The 17,340-nt window shown below is 61.8% G+C and carries 22 protein-coding genes; 20 read left to right on the forward strand and 2 right to left on the reverse strand.

Features of this window, described 5'->3' with window-relative positions; genetic code table 11:
* Window positions 1-19: 19 nt before the first annotated feature.
* Window positions 20-1,684 (reverse strand): IS1634 family transposase, encoded by a 1,665-nt coding sequence (locus BP38_RS0110255; RefSeq protein ID WP_026987648.1) that lies wholly within the window; start codon window positions 1,682-1,684, stop codon window positions 20-22.
* Between the two features lie 55 nt (window positions 1,685-1,739).
* Window positions 1,740-1,919: a hypothetical protein gene (locus BP38_RS22585; protein ID WP_155992356.1), complete on the reverse strand. Its 180-nt coding sequence runs from the start codon at window positions 1,917-1,919 to the stop codon at window positions 1,740-1,742.
* Window positions 1,920-2,339: 420 nt separating this feature from the next.
* Between BP38_RS22585 and BP38_RS0110260 the strand changes: the two genes are divergently transcribed.
* The 20 genes from BP38_RS0110260 to BP38_RS0110355 all read left to right on the forward strand — a co-directional run bounded on the left by BP38_RS0110260 (window position 2,340) and on the right by BP38_RS0110355 (window position 17,335).
* Window positions 2,340-3,632 carry a tyrosine-type recombinase/integrase gene (locus BP38_RS0110260; protein WP_035724639.1) on the forward strand — a complete coding sequence of 431 codons (1,293 nt, stop codon included), beginning with the start codon at window positions 2,340-2,342 and terminating at the stop codon, window positions 3,630-3,632.
* Window positions 3,629-4,177 carry a hypothetical protein gene (locus tag BP38_RS22590; RefSeq protein WP_155992358.1) on the forward strand — a complete coding sequence of 183 codons (549 nt, stop codon included), beginning with the start codon at window positions 3,629-3,631 and terminating at the stop codon, window positions 4,175-4,177. The genes BP38_RS0110260 and BP38_RS22590 overlap by 4 nt, the downstream gene beginning before the upstream one ends.
* Before the next feature lie 140 nt (window positions 4,178-4,317).
* Entirely contained in the window at window positions 4,318-4,539 is a 222-nt protein-coding gene (locus BP38_RS20135) for a helix-turn-helix transcriptional regulator (RefSeq protein WP_051609217.1), read from the forward strand.
* Between the two features lie 292 nt (window positions 4,540-4,831).
* Window positions 4,832-5,128 carry a hypothetical protein gene (locus BP38_RS0110275; protein WP_026987650.1) on the forward strand — a complete coding sequence of 99 codons (297 nt, stop codon included), beginning with the start codon at window positions 4,832-4,834 and terminating at the stop codon, window positions 5,126-5,128.
* On the forward strand, window positions 5,121-5,960 hold the full coding sequence (locus tag BP38_RS21790) for a bifunctional DNA primase/polymerase (protein WP_051609218.1): 840 nt from the start codon (window positions 5,121-5,123) through the stop codon (window positions 5,958-5,960). Before BP38_RS0110275 ends, BP38_RS21790 begins: the two co-directional genes overlap by 8 nt.
* Window positions 5,957-7,702, forward strand: coding sequence for a DUF927 domain-containing protein (locus BP38_RS20145; RefSeq protein WP_051609219.1), 1,746 nt, complete (start codon window positions 5,957-5,959; stop codon window positions 7,700-7,702). The genes BP38_RS21790 and BP38_RS20145 overlap by 4 nt, the downstream gene beginning before the upstream one ends.
* A gap of 148 nt (window positions 7,703-7,850) precedes the next feature.
* On the forward strand, window positions 7,851-8,438 hold the full coding sequence (locus tag BP38_RS0110290) for a hypothetical protein (protein ID WP_155992360.1): 588 nt from the start codon (window positions 7,851-7,853) through the stop codon (window positions 8,436-8,438).
* Window position 8,439: 1 nt separating this feature from the next.
* Window positions 8,440-8,730: a hypothetical protein gene (locus BP38_RS0110295; protein ID WP_026987652.1), complete on the forward strand. Its 291-nt coding sequence runs from the start codon at window positions 8,440-8,442 to the stop codon at window positions 8,728-8,730.
* Between the two features lie 5 nt (window positions 8,731-8,735).
* A complete protein-coding gene (locus tag BP38_RS0110300; RefSeq protein WP_026987653.1) occupies window positions 8,736-8,996 on the forward strand; it encodes a hypothetical protein in 261 nt (86 codons plus the stop codon).
* A 92-nt stretch (window positions 8,997-9,088) separates the two neighbouring features.
* Window positions 9,089-10,321 (forward strand): phage portal protein, encoded by a 1,233-nt coding sequence (locus BP38_RS20150; RefSeq protein WP_051609220.1) that lies wholly within the window; start codon window positions 9,089-9,091, stop codon window positions 10,319-10,321.
* A complete protein-coding gene (locus BP38_RS0110310; protein ID WP_026987654.1) occupies window positions 10,318-10,869 on the forward strand; it encodes an HK97 family phage prohead protease in 552 nt (183 codons plus the stop codon). The genes BP38_RS20150 and BP38_RS0110310 overlap by 4 nt, the downstream gene beginning before the upstream one ends.
* Window positions 10,870-10,872: 3 nt before the next feature.
* The gene (locus tag BP38_RS0110315) at window positions 10,873-12,036 is read left to right on the forward strand and encodes a phage major capsid protein (protein WP_051609221.1); all 1,164 of its coding nucleotides are present in this window, start codon (window positions 10,873-10,875) and stop codon (window positions 12,034-12,036) included.
* Window positions 12,037-12,099: 63 nt separating this feature from the next.
* Window positions 12,100-12,684 carry a head-tail connector protein gene (locus tag BP38_RS0110320; RefSeq protein ID WP_026987656.1) on the forward strand — a complete coding sequence of 195 codons (585 nt, stop codon included), beginning with the start codon at window positions 12,100-12,102 and terminating at the stop codon, window positions 12,682-12,684.
* Window positions 12,684-13,004: a phage head closure protein gene (locus BP38_RS0110325; protein WP_035724641.1), complete on the forward strand. Its 321-nt coding sequence runs from the start codon at window positions 12,684-12,686 to the stop codon at window positions 13,002-13,004. Before BP38_RS0110320 ends, BP38_RS0110325 begins: the two co-directional genes overlap by 1 nt.
* On the forward strand, window positions 13,004-13,387 hold the full coding sequence (locus tag BP38_RS20155; RefSeq protein WP_026987658.1) for an HNH endonuclease signature motif containing protein: 384 nt from the start codon (window positions 13,004-13,006) through the stop codon (window positions 13,385-13,387). Before BP38_RS0110325 ends, BP38_RS20155 begins: the two co-directional genes overlap by 1 nt.
* 88 nt (window positions 13,388-13,475) lie before the next feature.
* The gene (locus BP38_RS0110335) at window positions 13,476-13,877 is read left to right on the forward strand and encodes a phage terminase small subunit P27 family (protein ID WP_026987659.1); all 402 of its coding nucleotides are present in this window, start codon (window positions 13,476-13,478) and stop codon (window positions 13,875-13,877) included.
* Entirely contained in the window at window positions 13,849-15,465 is a 1,617-nt protein-coding gene (locus BP38_RS0110340; protein ID WP_026987660.1) for a terminase large subunit, read from the forward strand. Before BP38_RS0110335 ends, BP38_RS0110340 begins: the two co-directional genes overlap by 29 nt.
* Window positions 15,428-16,021 carry a hypothetical protein gene (locus BP38_RS22595; RefSeq protein WP_051609222.1) on the forward strand — a complete coding sequence of 198 codons (594 nt, stop codon included), beginning with the start codon at window positions 15,428-15,430 and terminating at the stop codon, window positions 16,019-16,021. Before BP38_RS0110340 ends, BP38_RS22595 begins: the two co-directional genes overlap by 38 nt.
* Window positions 16,011-16,826, forward strand: a complete 816-nt coding sequence (locus BP38_RS0110350; protein ID WP_026987661.1) for a hypothetical protein — start codon at window positions 16,011-16,013, stop codon at window positions 16,824-16,826. Before BP38_RS22595 ends, BP38_RS0110350 begins: the two co-directional genes overlap by 11 nt.
* 116 nt (window positions 16,827-16,942) lie before the next feature.
* The gene (locus BP38_RS0110355) at window positions 16,943-17,335 is read left to right on the forward strand and encodes a hypothetical protein (RefSeq protein WP_162175151.1); all 393 of its coding nucleotides are present in this window, start codon (window positions 16,943-16,945) and stop codon (window positions 17,333-17,335) included.
* Window positions 17,336-17,340: the final 5 nt, after the last annotated feature.

Consider the following 17,340-nt stretch of genomic DNA (forward strand, 5'->3'; position numbering starts at 1 on the left):
CAGTTGGGGGGCAGATGGCTCAGGCGACGTCGCGCAGGTTGGGCGGCAGGGCGACGCCGACGGCCTTGAACAGGCTTCCGGCAACGCCGGTGGCGGGGGTGCGCACCCCCATCGTCTTGCCGTCCTTGGCGAACTCGATGTCCTGCAGGCGGTCGAGATCGCGCAGGACCTCGCCCCACTCCGGCTTGAGGCCGGCGGCCGCGCAGCGCGCCTGTAACTCCTTGCGCAGGACCAGGGCGAGGAAGGAACAGAAGACGTGGCCGCGGATGGGGGCGTCGGAGGAGTGGTAGATCGGCCGGGTGCGCATCAGCGCCTTGGCGTTGCGGAACAGCTCCTCCACCTGGAGCAGGTCGCGGTATCTGAGAACCGCCTGCAGCGGTGAAATCCGGGCATTGGTCCGGAGCACGAAGATGCCGTCATAGCGCGCCTCCTCGGCAAGCTTGCCGGCGTCAATCTCGAACGCAGCGCCGGGCGTGCCGGCCGGCTCGCCTGCCTTGCGCAGATAGCGGCGATAAGCGGAGTTGCCGACGAGCGCCTTGTCGCCCTTCTTGAGCTGGCGCTCGAGCGCCTCCAGGATGGCGGCGCGATCGGCGCGGTCCTTGCGGGTTTCCGCCTCGTTGCGGACGACGATGTAGCGGCGGCCGTCCGCCAGGACCTCCTTGACGAAGAGCTGCGTCTCGCCCGTGGCCCGCTCGATCAGCAAGGGCGTGAAGGGGGCGCTGTCCTCCAGGACGGCCTCGCGCACCAGGCGCTCGCTGCGCTCGCGCACGCCCAGCACGTATTCGAGCCCGCGCTCTTCCAGCCCGGCGATGGTGGCCGCCGAGATCATGCCGCGATCGGCCACCACGCAGACCCGGCCGATGGAAAAGCGCTGGCGCAGCCGGTCGACGATGGGCAGCAGCACCGTGACGTCGGCGGTATTGCCCGGCCACATCTCCGAGCACACCGGCCGGCCCTCGCTATCGATCACCGCCCCCACGATCATCTGATTGAGATCGGGACGATGATCCTTCGAATGGCCGCGGGCCCCGAGGGTCTCCCCGCCGGCGCCATGAAAAGCCAGCGAGGTGGTGTCGAGAAACACAACAGAGAGATCGGTGAACAGGTCGCGGCGACGCTCGAACAAGGCCTCCTCGACCTCGTCCTTCACCGTGCGCGGCGCAAAGGGCGTGGCCTGGGCCTGCCGGTCCGCCGGCAGTTCCTCGCCGAGCCAGGCCATGGCGCGATAGAAGTGGTGCAGCGACAGGCCCTGGGCGCCGGGGATATCGTAGTCCGCCATCCATGTCTCGCAGGCCCGGTCGGAGCCCGAGACCATGATGCGGTGGAGCACGGCGGTGAACACCGCCCGCTCGAGGGAAAACTCGAACTTGCGCTGCCCGGCGAGCGCCGCCAGCACCGCCTGGCAGCCGCTCTCCTCCCACAGCCGGCCGAACAGCAGCGGCGGCCCGATGCGCCGGCAGGACAGGCCCGCCATCTCGCCGCTTTCGAGCTGCGAAAGCACAAGGCTGCGCTCGGAGAACCGTTCAATTGAAGCCAGCAGGCGCTCGAGATCGCCGTTGGCCTGGACGCTCTCCTTGCGCCCCAGGTTCTTGATGATGCGCTGCTTGCTGCGCCCGCCCTCGCGCACGCTCTCGACGAGGTAGAGGTAGCTGTAGCCGCGGATGGTCTTCTCGCGCACGAACATGACAAATCAGCATCACAGAACCTGCCGATTCGTCAACTCTATTCAAGAAAAAACATCAAGAATTTAGCACCACAGATAATTCACCGCCAAACCCCGCCTCAATAAAATCAACCACTTGGCGGTCAATTCCGCGCCAAATCGACGTCCAACTGTTCAAGTTGGGCCAAAGTTGAAAACTCTGATCCGCAAAACCGCTGCTCACTCCTGCGACGAACTCTGGCAGGCCGTCGGCCATGCCTGCCACCTCTTCATCAAGGAGGAATGCACCAACTTCTTCAAAGCCGCCGGGAACGAAACCGATTCAACGCAACAAGCTCGAAGTGAATCTTTGAGGTCACGCCATCCGTGTTCCGGGCGCCATGGAGACAGCATCAAAGTTAACGCCTGAAGCGCAATTGGCACTTTCTCATAAACTTTGATTATTTGTTAGAAAAAATGGCGCGCCCGGGAAGATTCGAACTCCCAACCTCCTGATCCGTAGTCAGAAGAACTGCATTTCCCTAAGCCCTTGTGTCTCCACAATATCCGTTGTCTCCAACTATTATCCTGTTCTTATAACTAAGAAATTCCTTGCCAGCTTCTGACAGAAAGTGACAAGGTAAGACACGTTTCGCCATGAAGCGTGGAGACACTGTGGAGACACTATGGAGAAAACATGGAGACACAGAAACGGCTGGCGCGCCTGAACGAAAAGTTCGTGAAGGGCCTGGAACACCCACCCAGGGGGCACCGAATTATCTATGACGAAGATCTAAGAGGCTTCGGAATCCGCGTTACCGCAAAGGCAAAAGCATTCGTTCTCGATTACCGCTTTGCCGATCCCGATGACCTGAAAAGCAAGTCCGGAAGATACCGCTACACAATCGGACAGTTTGGCGAGCGGGGCTGGAGCGTTGCCGCGGCCCGATCCGAAGCAAAGGCATGGCGCCGCAAGATCGATCGGGGCACCGATCATCCCATGGCGCACCGCACAGAGCGGCGCGAAACCGTGAAGGCGCGGCGGGAGGCGGAGACCTTCAAACAGGCCGTGGATGATTACATCCACCGATACCAGAAGGGCCAGAAGGGCAATTCCACGGCATACGAAGTCGAGCGCGCCCTGAACCGCGAGTGCGCAGACTGGCTGGACCATCCGATTACTGTGGTCCAGACCGAAGATATCCAGCGCTTGCTGGAAGAAATGCGCGATGGCAGCGGAGACAATCCGAAGCCACGGCCCTACCTTGCGAACCGCGTCTTTGCCTATCTGCGAACCTTTTTCGCTTGGTCCAGCCAGCGGGGCATCAACAAGATCACCGACAATCCCATGCAGGGACTTCAGCGCCCGTGGGACGGCGAAGAATCCCGCGACCGCATCTTCACTGATGACGAGATCAAGGCCTTGTGGCAGGCCGCGGATACGATCGGCAATCCCGGCGGCCCCTTCCTGAAGCTTGCGCTGATTACCGGAAAGCGGAAGGGCAAACTGTCGTCAATGCGCTGGGAGGAGATTGACGAAAGCTGGACATGGACACCGCCCCAAGACACGCGGCGCAAGAAAGGCAACAAGCGCGCCCATGCCATCCCCCTGCCCGTTCTGGCGCAACGCATCCTGACACCGCTGAAGCCAGCCGAAGACGATGAACAGGCCAGTCCCTTTGTCTTCAAGGGCCGCCGACGCGGCACGCACCTAGACCCGGGGACACCGCTTCAGACCACCATCAAGGAAAAATCCGGGATCGACGACTTCTTTTTCCATGCCTGCAAGCATACTGTCGAAACGCGCATGGCAGAACTCAGGATATCGTCCGATGTCCGCGATCTTCTGCTAGACCACGCGCCCCGCAGGGGAACCGGCCAGCGATACGATCATTACCTCTACGCCGAGGACATGACGGAGGCGCTGGAGAAATGGTGCGCTGAGATCACAAGACTGGTTTCGCCTGAAGGCGTGGAGGTGCTGCGATGATGACGAAGCGATTGTTACTAGAACTTGCAGAGATCACATACAATCAAGAAGAATCGACACCTCCCCCGGACCCCGGCGATGCCCTTGGCCTTGAGTTTCTTGGTTTGCTTGAGGACCTCTATAAGGTCGATGGCAACCCATTATATGCTTGGGCCGCCTACCGAATAGCACGAAAGAAAGGAGATTCTGTACCTGAATGGGTATTATCCTATTTTGACAGTAGCTCCTTGGCTCTTTTTCAATCTCTAAAAGATCATAATGATTCTGGTTCCGATGTTAAAAATCCATCTTCCCTAATCGCAGAATGCTTAAAGATGAAAGGTCCGGGCAGAAGCGGAAGAGGGAATGTATTTTCAAGCTTTGGGGAAGCATCATGGTTATTCTATGCCTCTTTAGTCGCCGGATACATGAGAATGGGGGAAAAAGAGTATATTGCTATAGAAAACGCGGCTGAATTTCTTAGAGTAAGCCCTGCAACAGTTCGGCGAGCTTGGAAGAAATTTGAAAGCGCGTATTTCAGAGATGAAGAAGACACAAGCAGCTAAGAACAAATTTTCAGAAAGTGGCTTTCTTTCAGAAAGAAGCTGTTTTTACGAAACCTTAGATTGTTGAACTAAATTTCTTTCGCTGACTAGGTTAGTCCCGTCGCGTCGTTCTCTGACGCATTAAGACGGAGATTGACCTAATGAGTGAAATATTTGGCGAATGGATACTGGAGGCGGATGCCGCCCGGCAGGCTGATGAAAGCCCGCGCACTTGGCACCGCCGCCGGCAGAACCGCACTGGCCCGCCCTATGTGAAGATCGGCGGGCGCGTTTATTACCGCAAAGATGCTATCCGGCAATGGCTGCTGGACCAAGAGGTTCAGCCAGTCTGTTCCCCTGTCTCGAACCGGGGGGCTGCCTGATGACTATGCGAAGAAAAGGCCCCGCTGCGCTGGCACGCAACGAGGCCCAAGATCATTCACGCAACGACGCGAACGACCCTACCCTACCGGCCTGCCTGCGGCATGAAAAGCCTGATCCGCGCATGGGTAAGCGTCCTCACTACATCATCCGCCGGACTGCGGAAGGATACTTCGCAGTACCTTTCCCCGGAGGCGCGTCAATGGCGAAGCCCCTGGGCAAGGAAGCGGGGGAATCCTGGCGCGAAGCCCGGAAGCTGGCGAAACGCGGCGTCCTGATCAATGGAGACGCCCGATGAGCAAGCCATCTTCCACAACAATCAACTTCGACCTGCCCGAAACCTATCCGTTCCCGAAGGACACGCATTTCGGCGTCTGCCCGAAGTGTCATTCACATAACGGCTACCTCAATGTGAGCAAAACACACTGGTTCGTTTGCGATCGCCATAAGGTGAAATGGTGCGTCGGCGTCGGTCTGTTCTCCACTTGGGAGTTTGAAACGCAAGCCGACTGGACCGCCGCTGACGCCAAGCTGCGGGAATATACGAAGGTCGAGCCGGACTTTCCGGAGACGGGGGCAGCTAATGACTGATCCCAAACTCCACAAGGCTGCGATCTGGTATGCCCGCCACGGCTGGCGCGTCCATCCCTGTCGATCCCGTGACAAGAAGCCCTTGCTGTCCGCCTGGCAGAAGAAAGCCAGCACCGAACAGGGAATGGTCTCCACCTGGTGGCAGCAGTGGACGGAAGCGAACGTCGCCATTGCCACGGGGCCGCAGTCCGGCATCTGGGTTCTGGATATCGACGGCGAACCCGGCGAAGCCGCCCTGGCTGAACTCGAACGGAAGCATGGGGGCCTGCCAACTGGCGCACCAACACAGTTTACCGGAGGCGGTGGCAGGCAGATGTTCTTTGCCTGGCCCGAAGGCCGCCGGATACGCAACAGCGCCAGCCAGCTTGGCCGCCATATCGATATCCGGGGCGATGGCGGTTACACGATTGTCCCGCCATCCATCCATCCATCCGGAACGCCCTATCGCTGGGCCGATGGCCTGTCGCCCGCCGAGGTGACGCCCATGCAGGCGCCTGCCTGGCTGATCACCTTGATTGATCCGCCGAAGCCGAAGGCGCCCGAACCGGCGCCCGTGATCACGCACCCGAACTTGACCCGCTATGTCGCCGCGGCGGTGAAGAACGAGCTGGAGACCGTGGAGCGCGCCCGTGAAGGCACCCGCAACGATCGGCTGAACGCCGCCGCCTTTTCCCTGGGGCAATTCATCGCCGCCGGCTGGATTCCTGACGACTGGGCCAGGCATCGCCTGGAGGAAAGGGCCGTGATTGCCGGCCTGACCCTTACCGAAGCACGGCAGACGATTGACAGCGGAATCCGGGCCGGGCGCGCGAACCCAAGGGAGACAGCATGACCGCAAAAGCAGACGTCACGCAGATGGTGGACAGCGACAGCGGTTATTCCATGCGCCGCAACGGCCTGTTCTGGAAAGATCCGTCTGATCCGGAAAAGCCGGAAATGAAGATCGCCGGCCCCTTCGAGATCATGGCAGAGACCCGCGATGCCGAGGGCGGTAATTGGGGAGTCCTGCTGCGCTGGTGGGACAACGACGATCGCGAACACGAGTGGCCCATGCCGCGGTCCCTGCTGGCCAGCGATGGGGCAGAGGTCCGCAGAATCCTGCTGGACGGTGGCCTGTTCGTCGCGTCCAGCCAGAGCGCCCGCAACAAGCTGACAAACTACCTGGCGAGCGCCAAGGCGAAGACCCGGGCCAGGGCCGTATCGCAGACAGGATGGCATGATGGCGTTTTCGTACTGCCGGAGTGGACCGCCGGTAATTCCGAGGAACGTGTGATCCTGCAATCCGCCGGGGCCATCGATCACGCCTTCCGCCGGCAAGGGACGCTGGAGGAATGGCAAGTGGAGGTCGCGGCCCTGGCGATCGGCAACAGTCGTTTGATCGCAGCAATCTGTTCAGCGCTGGCAGCGCCTTTGTTGCATGTTGCCGGCAGTGAAAGCGGTGGCCTGCATTTCCGTGGCTCGAGTTCCACGGGCAAAACCACCGCCTTGAACGTAGGGGCCAGCGCCTGGGGCGGAGGTGGGATCGCCGGATATATCCGATCCTGGCGCGCCACGTCCAACGGCCTGGAAGCGGTGGCTGCGGCGCATTGCGATGCCCTGCTGTGCCTGGACGAGTTGGGACAGGTCGCGGCCAAGGAAGCCGGCGAGGTCGCCTACATGCTGTCCAATGGCAGCGGGAAGTCACGGGCCGCACGGGATGGCGGTGGACGGCGCCCGGCACAGTGGCGCCTGCTGTTCCTGTCCAGTGGCGAGATCGGCCTGGCCACGAAGGTCGCGGAAGATGGCCGCGGCCGACGCCTTGCCGCCGGCCAACAGGTTCGCGTCGTGGACGTGCCTGCCGATGCCGGGGCGGGCCATGGGATCTTCGAGGAACTGCACGGCCATGAAACCGGGGACGCCCTGGCCCGCAAGCTGAAGCAGGCCACAACCCGGCATTACGGCCATGCCGCACCCGCCCTGATCCAGCAGATCGTCCAGAACCCTGACTGGTTCGGCCGGGAGGTCCGCGCCTTCATCGAGGAGTTCAGCGGGGAGGCCTGCCCAACCGGAGCGGACGGGCAGGTTCAACGTGTTGCACAGCGGTTCGGACTGCTGGCTGCCGCCGGGGAGATCGCGGCGAAACTGGAGATCCTGCCCTGGCCAGAGGGAGGCGCCATAGAGGGCTGCCAGCGTTGCTTCCAGGCCTGGCTGGACAGTCGAGGTGGGCCGGAGTCCGCAGAGGTCCGCGACGGCATTGCCAAGGTCCGCGCCTTTGTCGAGGCGCACGGCGAAAGCAGGTTCGCGCCCTGGCAAGACGACAGCCACAAGACGACGATCAACCGGGCCGGGTTCCGCCGCACCACCGATGGCGGGGGAAGCGAATGGTTCGTCTTTTCCGAGGCCTGGGCAAAGGAGATCTGCGAAGGCTTCGACCCCACCCTGGTCGCGAAAGCCTTGGCTGATCGCGGAATGCTGAAGCCCGGCAAGGACGGCAAGCGCCTTCAGTCTCGACAGAGGCTGCCAGGCTTTGCCGGGCCGGTGCGGTGCTACCACCTGACCGACGCCCTCCTGGCTGGAGGTGAAGCCGATGACTAAGAGACTGGCCAAGCGTTTCGACTCTTTGAAGCGAGTAACTCGTTCAAAATCGGTGGGAACGGTGGGAACAGTGGGAACAGAATTGACGGAACCGCAGAAAACTGCGGCTTCCGAAGAGGGCAATCTGTTCCCATCCGACAAAACGCCAATGGGAACAGTGGGAACACAGGACGATCCTGTTCCCACCGTTCCCACCAATGGGAACAGCAGTGGGAACAGGATTGACGCCTCAAAAGCCGCAGAAAACTGCGATTCTTTAGAAGTTGTTCCCACTGTTCCCACTGTTCCCACTAAAAACGAACAAGCTACTTCAGAACCCGAATGGGACGACGAACTGGAAGAGCGTGCGGCCCTGATCGCAGAGGGAAGCGGATGCCCGGCCGAATGGGCTGAAGGCTTTGCCCGGCTGGACCCGAACTTCCCGCCCGCGGATATCACCGCGAACCGCTGGCGCGTCTTTGTCGATGACTGCGGACGGTTCATCGATCAATGGGCCAGCCACGCCGCTGCCTTGGGCTGGGGGCCTGCGGACCTGTTCGGCTGCGATCGGCAGAAGCCCCTGGCCCGGATCGATCAGGCTGGCCTGCTGTGGCTGATCAACGGCCGCCGGCTGATCGCCCTGTCCGAACAGGAAGCCATCATCGAGACACCGAACGGCGGCCGCCTGACCTACCGCCGCAGCACCACCGCGGAGCCAGGACGGGCGGCCCTGGCCTGGGATCTTCAGGGGAACTGATATGAGCAATATCACGAAACTGCACGCGGACCATGAGGAAGGCCCGTGGACACAAGCCGACCTGGACCGGCTTCGAGCAGAACGCCGCTTGGATACCCTGCGGGAAGCGATCGAGCAGCTTCCCTATCGGGGGACAACCATGGTCGCCTTCGAGGATGCCTGCCGAGCGGCCGTGCCGGATGTCACGTCGGATGAAATCGCAACGGCCCTGCGCCAGCTTGGCGAAGATTATATCGGCATGGCGATGGCCGTTGCAGCATTCGCGCCCGCTTATGAAATCGAAAAGGAGTAACCGCCATGACGATCGAAACCTTTCCCGCCCGTGGCCCGCAGCGCCATGAAGTCCTGTGCCAAGCCTTGCGCGCCATGAAGCCGGAAGACGTTCCGGACCTGCCGGCCAACGTCGCGGCCATGGAAGCGGCCCTGCCGGACGCCACGGCAGAGGAAATGCAGGATGCTCTTCGCCAGATCGGTGACGAGCACGCCGCCGAAGCCGAGGCCCTGCGAGCTGAAGCTGAACGGCGAAACAGCACGACACGAAACCACCCGGACGGTTAAGACCCGCTCACTAAGGCATCTGCGGTTACTGTTGCGTTGAAGGAAACAATCAACTAGATTGTTTCTACATAGAGAACAATGCAGGACCGCAGATGCTGGAGCGACTGCGAACTTTCCTTGGCAAGACCGACACGGAACAGAAGAGTTCCCTTGCCGCGCCATCCGCCGAACTCCTGGCCTTGTTCGGTGCGCCGCGCACTGCGGCCGGCGTGAGCGTCACGCCTGAAACCGCCCTGAAGTCACCCACCTGCCTTGCCGCAACCCGCGTCCTGTCTGAAACGATCGGTAGCCTGCCGTTTCACTGTTTCCGCCGGGGCAACGATGGTTCCCGCGAACGGGAAACCGATCATGCCGCTGCCCGCCTGCTGGGCGGACGCTGGGCGCCATGGAGCAGCAGCAGCGAAGTTCGCTGCGCAATGCAGGTTGACGCTATTCTGCACGGCCAGGCCTTCGCACAGGTTGTCCGCGCCGGTGGCCAGCCACGAGAAATCCATCGTCTTGATCCGCGATCGGTCACAGTCGAGCAAGACCCGATCAGCTTGGAACCCTCTTTTCGCGTCCAGTATCCACAAGGCGGGGATCGCGTTCTGCACTGGCGCGACGTGCTGCACGTCACGACACCCGGCAGCACGATCGACAGACCCTTGTGTTTGATCAGCGAGGCCCGCGAGGCGATCAGCGTCGATCTTCTGATGGCCGAGCATCACGCCAAGCTGTTCGCCAATGGCGCAAGACCCGGTGGCGTCTTGACGTATCCGAAGGCCCTGTCCCCGGAGATCATGGAACGCCTTAAGCGGTCCTTTGAAAGCGCCCATGCCGGCGGTCAGAACAGCGGCCGCACGATGGTTCTGGAAGACGGAATGGAGTATCAGGCAACGCAATTCAGTTCGGTTGACTTGCAATTTCTTGAACTAAAGAAGCACGTTATTCAACAGATTGCCTCCGCCTTCCGCGTGCCGCCGATATTACTTGCCGATCTCGAGCGCGCCACCTGGCGCAACGCCGAAGAACTTGGCCGGCAGTTCCTGCAATTCACCTTGTTGCCCTGGCTCGAACAGTGGCAGGCCGCCCTGGAGCGCGTGCTGCTGAACCCGGAAGACGAAGACCGCCTCTTTATCGAACCGATGGTCGACGACCTGCTCCGGGCCGATCTGTCCGCCCGCTTCACGGCCTATCGCGAAGCCTGTGGCGGAAGCTGGATGACGCCCAACGAGATCAGGCGCCTGGACAATATGGGGCCGGTGGAAGGCGGAGACAGCCTGATCCGGCAGGCCGGGCAGTCCGATGGCGAAGACGGCTTCAACGAAGAGGAAGACGCCGCATGACAAAGAAGGAAACCCGGCAACTACCTGCCAGCGAAGTCAAGTTCGCCGCCGATGACGAGACAGGCGCGTTCAGCGGTTATGCCAGCGTATGGAATGAACCCGATTCCTTCGGGGACGTGATCCAGCGCGGCGCGTTTCAGAAGACGCTGACGGAACACCGCAGCCAGGGCGGACGCCCGGCGATGTTCTGGAATCACGATCCCAGCAGCCCGATCGGCGTCTGGGACAGCCTGGAAGAGGACACCCGAGGCCTGAAGGTCTCCGGGCGCCTGGTCACCGATACGACGAAGGGCCGCGAAGCGCACAGCCTGCTGAAGGCCGGTGCGATCAATGGCCTGTCGATCGGCTTTCGCTCCAGGCAGTCCAAGCGCGGCGCCAATGGCGGCCGCGTCCTGACCGATCTGGAGCTAGTGGAAATCAGCCTTGTGACGCTCCCCGCTGCCAGCAAGGCACGGGTTACGAGCGTAAGGAACGCGGGACGACCGACCCGCAATGCGGCTTTTGTTCAGGCGGTTCGCCGCGCCGCCAAGTCGTTGAAGGGGGATTAACCTATGCGACATGAGTATGAAGTGCGGTCGGCCGAACCGACCGAAACCCGTTCCGAGGATGACGGCGAAGAGCTGGACAGCGCTGTTCAGGCCGTCGAGGAACTCAAGAGTTCAGTCTCCAGCTTCCAGCAGAAGGCTGATGAACGGATTGAGAAAGGCTTCAAGGAAATCGGTGATCGCGTCACCGATCTGGAGGCTAAGCTTAATCGTCCGGGCGCGACTGAGGCCCGCAAGGACGGCGACGACCTGGAACAGCGGGCATTTGGCAAATACCTGCGGTTCGGAACCGAACGCATGCAGGCCGAAGAGCTTCGCAGCCTGACCGCCGGGACCGACAGTGAGGGCGGATATACAGTTCCTGAAACCTTCCTCAACGAGATCGTGAAGGAACTCACCGAGATCAGCCCCATGCGTCAACTGGCCCGCGTGACTCCGGTGGGCGGCACTCCGGTGCTGCTGCCACGCCGCACGGGCACTCCGACAGGCGCCTGGGAAGGTGAGACCACCGCGGCGGGCGAGACTTCGAGCGCTTACGGCCAATGGTCGATCGATGTTCACGAAGCCCGCGTCTACTCGGATATCTCCAACCGCCTGCTGGAGGACAGCGCCTTCAGCATGGAAAGCGAGATCCGCACGGATCTTGCCGAAGCCTTCGCGGAGCTTGAAGCCGGGGCCTTCGTCTCCGGTGACGGGACCGGGAAGCCTCAGGGCCTTATCACGGATACGGACTTTGTAACGGCAACGGCAAGCGGATCAGCACTCACGGCTGATGACCTGATCGACCTGCACTATTCGGTGAAGGCCCGTTACCGCATGGCAGGCAGCTGGATTATGAACTCCAGCAGCATCGCAGCAGTTCGGAAACTGAAATCCTCGAATGGGGACTACCTTTGGCAGGACAGCCTGGCTGCTGGCCAGCCTCCGACCCTGCTGGGCCGTCCGGTGGTTGAGTTCCCCGATCTTGCCGACGTGGGCAGCGCAACCATCCCCGTGGTCTTCGGGGACTTCGCCCGCGGTTATCGGATTGTGCAGCGGATGGCCATGACGGTGATGCCTGACCGCTTCACACAGGCCGCATCGAGCATCGTTCGCTTCCACGCCCGTCAGCGTGTTGGCGGCAAGCTGGTTCTCCCTGAAGCCCTGGTCGGTCTCGAGATGCCGGCCTAAGGCTACTGAGGCGCCACCGTCTCCCCTGGGCGGTGGCGCCCTTCTTTCCCTGGAGGAAGGCCCATGCTTGTTCAGACGACACCGCCGGCCACAGACCCGCTGACGCTCGAGGACGTGAAGGCACACTTGAAGGTCGAGGGCACCGAGGAAGACGGCCTGATCAGCGACCTGATCGCCGCAGCCGTGCAGAAGATCGACGGCCGGGACGGCGTGCTGGGGGCCTGCCTCATAACGCAAAGCTGGGAAGCCACCTTCGATCGCTTCCATTCCGAGATCGTGCTGCCCCTGCCGCCCTGTCAGCAGGTGGACAGCATCACCTATCTGGACCGCAGCGGCACTCAGCAGACGCTGGACAGCAACGATTACCGCGTGACCGGCCTGAAGACCTTGGGCGGAGCACGGATCACGCCCGCCGCCAGCAAGTCCTGGCCTTCCACGATCGCCCTGCCCGATGCCGTCACCGTGGCCTTCACCGCCGGCTTTGGCGATGACCCGGCAGACATACCTGAACCCGTCCGGGCCGCCATGCGCCTGCACATAGGCCACCTGTATGCACACCGCGAAGGCGTCGTCGTCGGCAGTATCACCACCGAAATGCCCTACGGCCTGGAAGACCTTCTGCGGACCTACAGGGTCTGGAGGTTTTAATGCGTGCTGGGAAACTGGACAGACGGATCACCATTGAGCGGCTTGTGACGGGTACTGACCCGTATGGCGCACCGACCGAGACATGGCAGACCCTGGCCAGCGTATGGGCACAGGTGCTGCAGGAATCGGGACAGGAATTCTTTGCCGCCGATGCCATCCAGGCTGAGCGCCGTGTCGTCTTCCGCATACGCTACCGTGACGACCTGGCGATGACCGATCGCGTGACCTATGGCGATTGGCAGCACGATATCCACGAGATCAGAGAGCTGGGCAGGCGTGACGGCCTGGAGCTTCATTGCACTGCCAGGGAGTCCGAGTGATGCCCATGGCACCGCCGAAGCACTGCCCCAAGGCTGGCCATCCGCCCTACACACAGCGCCGCTGTCCTGCCTGTTCGGCTGCCTGGCGAGCCAAAGGTGAAGCGCGGCGCCCATCGTCCAGCGCTCGAGGCTATGGCGACCCGGAGTGGAAGGCTGCCAGCAAAGAGTTTCTGGCCCGTCCCGAGAACAAGCTGTGCGCCTGCGGATGCCAACGCCGGGCGAATGTCGTGGATCACATCGTTCCTCATCGTGGCGATGAGCGCCTGTTCTGGGACCGATCGAATTGGCAGCCCATGGCGTTCTCCTGCAACTCCCGCAAGGCCGCGAAGTCTGAAGGCGGGTTCGGCAACCGCGCAACCGTGACGGGAGGGGGGATATGCTGACTTTCTGCCACACCCGGCCAAAACCGCGCGATCCTATCTTGCGCACAATTTCGTGGAATATTCTTGCTGAAAATGGGGATTTTGAGCAATGAGAGGACGCAAGCCAAAACTGGAAGTTGTAGAGCCGATTTCTGCGCCTTCCAATCCCTGCCCGAAGGCGCCGTCCTGGCTGTCCGCGCATGCGAAGGCCGTTTGGAGAAAGACCGCTCCGGACCTTCACCGCCGCCACCTGCTGTCCGAGGACGTGGCTGCGACCTTGGAGCACTACTGTCACCAGGTTGGCCTGGTCCGCGAGTGCGAAGAGATCCTGCAGCGCGAAGGCCAGGTCCTGGAAGGCAAGGCCCATCCCGCCGGTCGCATCCAGGCCGGGGCCATCAAGGAAGCCCGCCTGCTGGCCGCCGAATTGGCGCTGACACCGCACCGCAAGGCTGCCTCAATGCCCACCGATGAAGGAGATCAGGATGACGGATGGTCCGATCTTCTCGCCTGATCCGAGCCTTTACCCGGACCCGAGCGGCCGGGCGGAGCGTATGTGCCAGTTTGTGCGCCGCCTGAAGCTATGGGAAGGCGAGTTCGCGGGCCAGCCCTTCACCCTGCACCCCTTCCAGGAAGCCGCCATCCGGCGCATTTACGGTCCCGTCACCGAGGACGGGAGTCCCCTGGTCCGCACGGCTGCCCTCTGGCTGCCGCGTGGCAATGCCAAGACGACCCTGGCCGCAGGCTTGAGCCTGGCGCACTTCATGGGGCCGATGGCCGAAGCCGGTGGACAGGTGATCTTCGCCGGTGGCGATCGCGAACAGGCCGGCATCGCCTTCAATCACTCCTGGAACATGGTGCAGCAGGACGATGCCCTGCGCCGCCGTGTGCAGCCCATCCCTTCCCGCAAGCGCCTGATCCATCCGAAGACCCGGTCGAGCCTGAACGCGATCTCGAGCGAGTCCTACAGCAAGCACGGCATGGCCGCCTCGTTCTTCCTGGCTGATGAAGTGCACGCCTGGCAGCCCGCAGAGGCCCGCCAACTGTTCGGCGTGATCCGCGATTCCATGGTGAAGCGCGAACACCCGCTCACCATCATCATATCCACCGCCGGAAGCGGCACGGGCGGTCTCGCCTGGGACTTGTGGGACTACTCGCACAAGGTCGCATCCGGAGAGATCGACGACCCCAGCTTCGCACCCATCATCTTCGCGGCCCCGTCCGATGCCGACTGGCTGGACGAGGACGCCTGGAAGCAAGCCAATCCCGCCATTGAGGGCGGCTTCTGTTCGCTGGAAGAGCTGCGGATCAAGGCCCGCCGGGTTCAACACTTCCCCGCAGAGATCGCGGACTTCCGGCGCTTCCACCTCAATCAATGGACAGAGGGCGCCGCCGAACCCTGGCTGGCCCTGGAACTATACGACACGGCAGAGGACCGGCAGCCTGAAGAGGCCCTGACAGGCCGGCCCTGCTGGCTTGGCGTGGACCTGTCCAGCGTCGAGGATCTTACCGCAGTCGTGGCTGTCTTCCCCGTCGAGGATGACAGCGAAGGCCGCCGCTATGACGTGCTGGCACAATTCTTCCTGCCTGAAGCCGGGATCGATCGGAAGGCTGAACAGGACCGTGCCGACTATCTCCGCTGGTCAGAGGAAGGCTTCCTGACCCTGACACCCGGCAACGTCGTGGATCACTCCGCCATCGTTGAGCACGTCGCCAGCCTTGGCGAGCGCTTCAGCGTCCAGGAAGTGGCGATCGACCGCTGGAACTCTACCGCGGTGAACACCGCCTTGCAGGAAGAGGGCTTCGAGGTCGCACAGTTTGGCCAGGGCTTCGCATCCATGGCCGGGCCGGTGAAGGAACTGAAGCGGGCGATTCTTTCCGGTCACTTCCGGCATGGCGGGAATCCGGTGCTGCGCATGTGCTTCAGCAATGCCGTTGCCGAAAAGGACGCAGCCGAGAATGAAAAGCTGACGAAGAGCAAGGCCCGCGGACGGATAGACGGAGCGATAGCATCTGCCATGGCAATCGGACGGGTTCTCAGTAATGAAACACTTCCCTCCCCCTATGAGACGGCCCGCCCGGAAGGATTCGTCTTCCTCTAGGGAAAAGCCGCGGAAGCTGAACAACGACCGGCGCCGGCACCTGATAAGCCGGGCTGTCGAGATCCTGGACCACGGAGAGCCGACCCGCTTCGCCCTGGAGGGCACCTGCCGGCACTGGCTGCGGGCGAACTTCTGTCTGCAAGGCTGGCCCTGGGGGCAGGCCGACGAACTTGCCGCCGATATCGTACAGACCGCCCTGAACCGCCTTGGCGCCAGCAGACCTACCTGGGCAGAGGCGCAACCGGAATGGACGCAGCCCGGCGTCCTGAGCCTGCCGCGTGATACCTGTGTGCATTGCGGCCGCGATCTCCCCGAAGGCCATTTCCGCTTCTGTTCAAGGATATGCAGACAGGCCAGGCGCATCGCTGTTACCGATCGCGACGAACGGCTCCAGGACGTGGCCTTCACGAATCAGGCCGTGCGCCAGCATTCCCGATCCCTCAAGCCTGAACGCACCTGCCCCACCTGCCGCGAACCCTTCCAGCCGCGGACCTACGGCAATCCGGCCGATCGCTGGTGCTCCGACGAATGCCGGAGGAAGGCCGATGCCCGGTGATCGTGAAGACTGGTGCCTGTGGTGTGGTGCGGACCTGCCGGAAGATAGGCCCTGGAAAAAGATCTACTGTTCACGGGAATGCAGCCAGGCCTGCAACAATCGCATTGCAACCGAGCGCCGCCGGGCCGCCCGCCTGACGCCGCAGAACTGCCCCTGGTGCAAGGCATCCCTGCCGCCCGATCGTTATATCCACCAGATCTACTGTTCCAGGAAATGCAGGCACGCCCATGGCGCCCGCATCCGTTCAAAACACTACCATGAAAACGTCCTGACCCCGCGGCCCTGTGTCGCCTGTGGCAAGACCTTCAAGCCCATGCGCAAGGATAAGGTCGCCTGTTCCAAGACCTGCCAGAAGGCGCACTGGCTTGCCCAGCAAGGCCCCGACTACGACGAGAAAGAGCTGGAGGCCAAGCGGGCATCCGTTGCCGCCAAGCGCGCCGCGCAACCGCCTAAGCCCTGTGCCTGGTGCGGCACGCCTTTCAAGCCCGAAGGCCGCAAGGGGCGCAAGGAAATGTGGTGCTCGAACTCCTGCCGGGCGAAGGCCTGGCGCGATCGCATCAAGGTGCCGCCGGAGACCCGGACCTGCGCGCATTGCAGCGCTGGCTTTGAAGTCAAACCGAACAGCAAGAGGCGGTTCTGTTCGCAAGCCTGTGGTCGTCAAGCCAATCGCCTGCCACGAACGCCGAGCCGCTGCGAGCATTGCGGCTGGACCTTCACGCCAAGGCGCCTGCGACGGGAGCGGACACTGCGGTTCTGTTCCAGGGAATGCGCGTGGAAGGGGCTGCGGGGAAAGAAGGCTGGTTAATCAGACATGGCAGGACAGCCTTGTTCCTGCGCCTACGTTTATGTTGTCAAAGTTTTGCAGATCGCTCTCAAGTGGTGCTAGGCTGCTATTATCGGCTGTATCGGGGGCCATTGATATTGGCGAAGGAAAAGCAGAAGTCGAACGCCTGGGTGCCATTGCTGTTTATCGGTGGCTTCGTGCTCTATGCCATTGGTTCAGGTGGCAGCGACGATGAGAAAGATGAATCACGATACGACGCTGATGGATGCCTGCCCGCTGAGGATGCATTCTTTGTCAGCCAACAGTTCGTCGAAAGAAGCCTGAAGGCGCCAAGCACTGCGGAGTTTTCATCTTCCTTCGATCGCGAATCAGGGTACCACAAGACAGGTGCCTGCACTTATCGTGTGAGCGGCTACGTTGACGCTGAAAACAGCTTTGGCGCCAAGATTCGCACGAACTGGTGGACTGAGGTTGAATACAGCCCTGAAGAAGACGGCTGGCGCCTGCTGGATATGACTACAGATGAATAACCTTG

The organism is Fodinicurvata fenggangensis DSM 21160 (assembly GCF_000686045.1).
GTDB classification, from domain to species: Bacteria; Pseudomonadota; Alphaproteobacteria; order Kiloniellales; family DSM-21159; genus Fodinicurvata; species Fodinicurvata fenggangensis.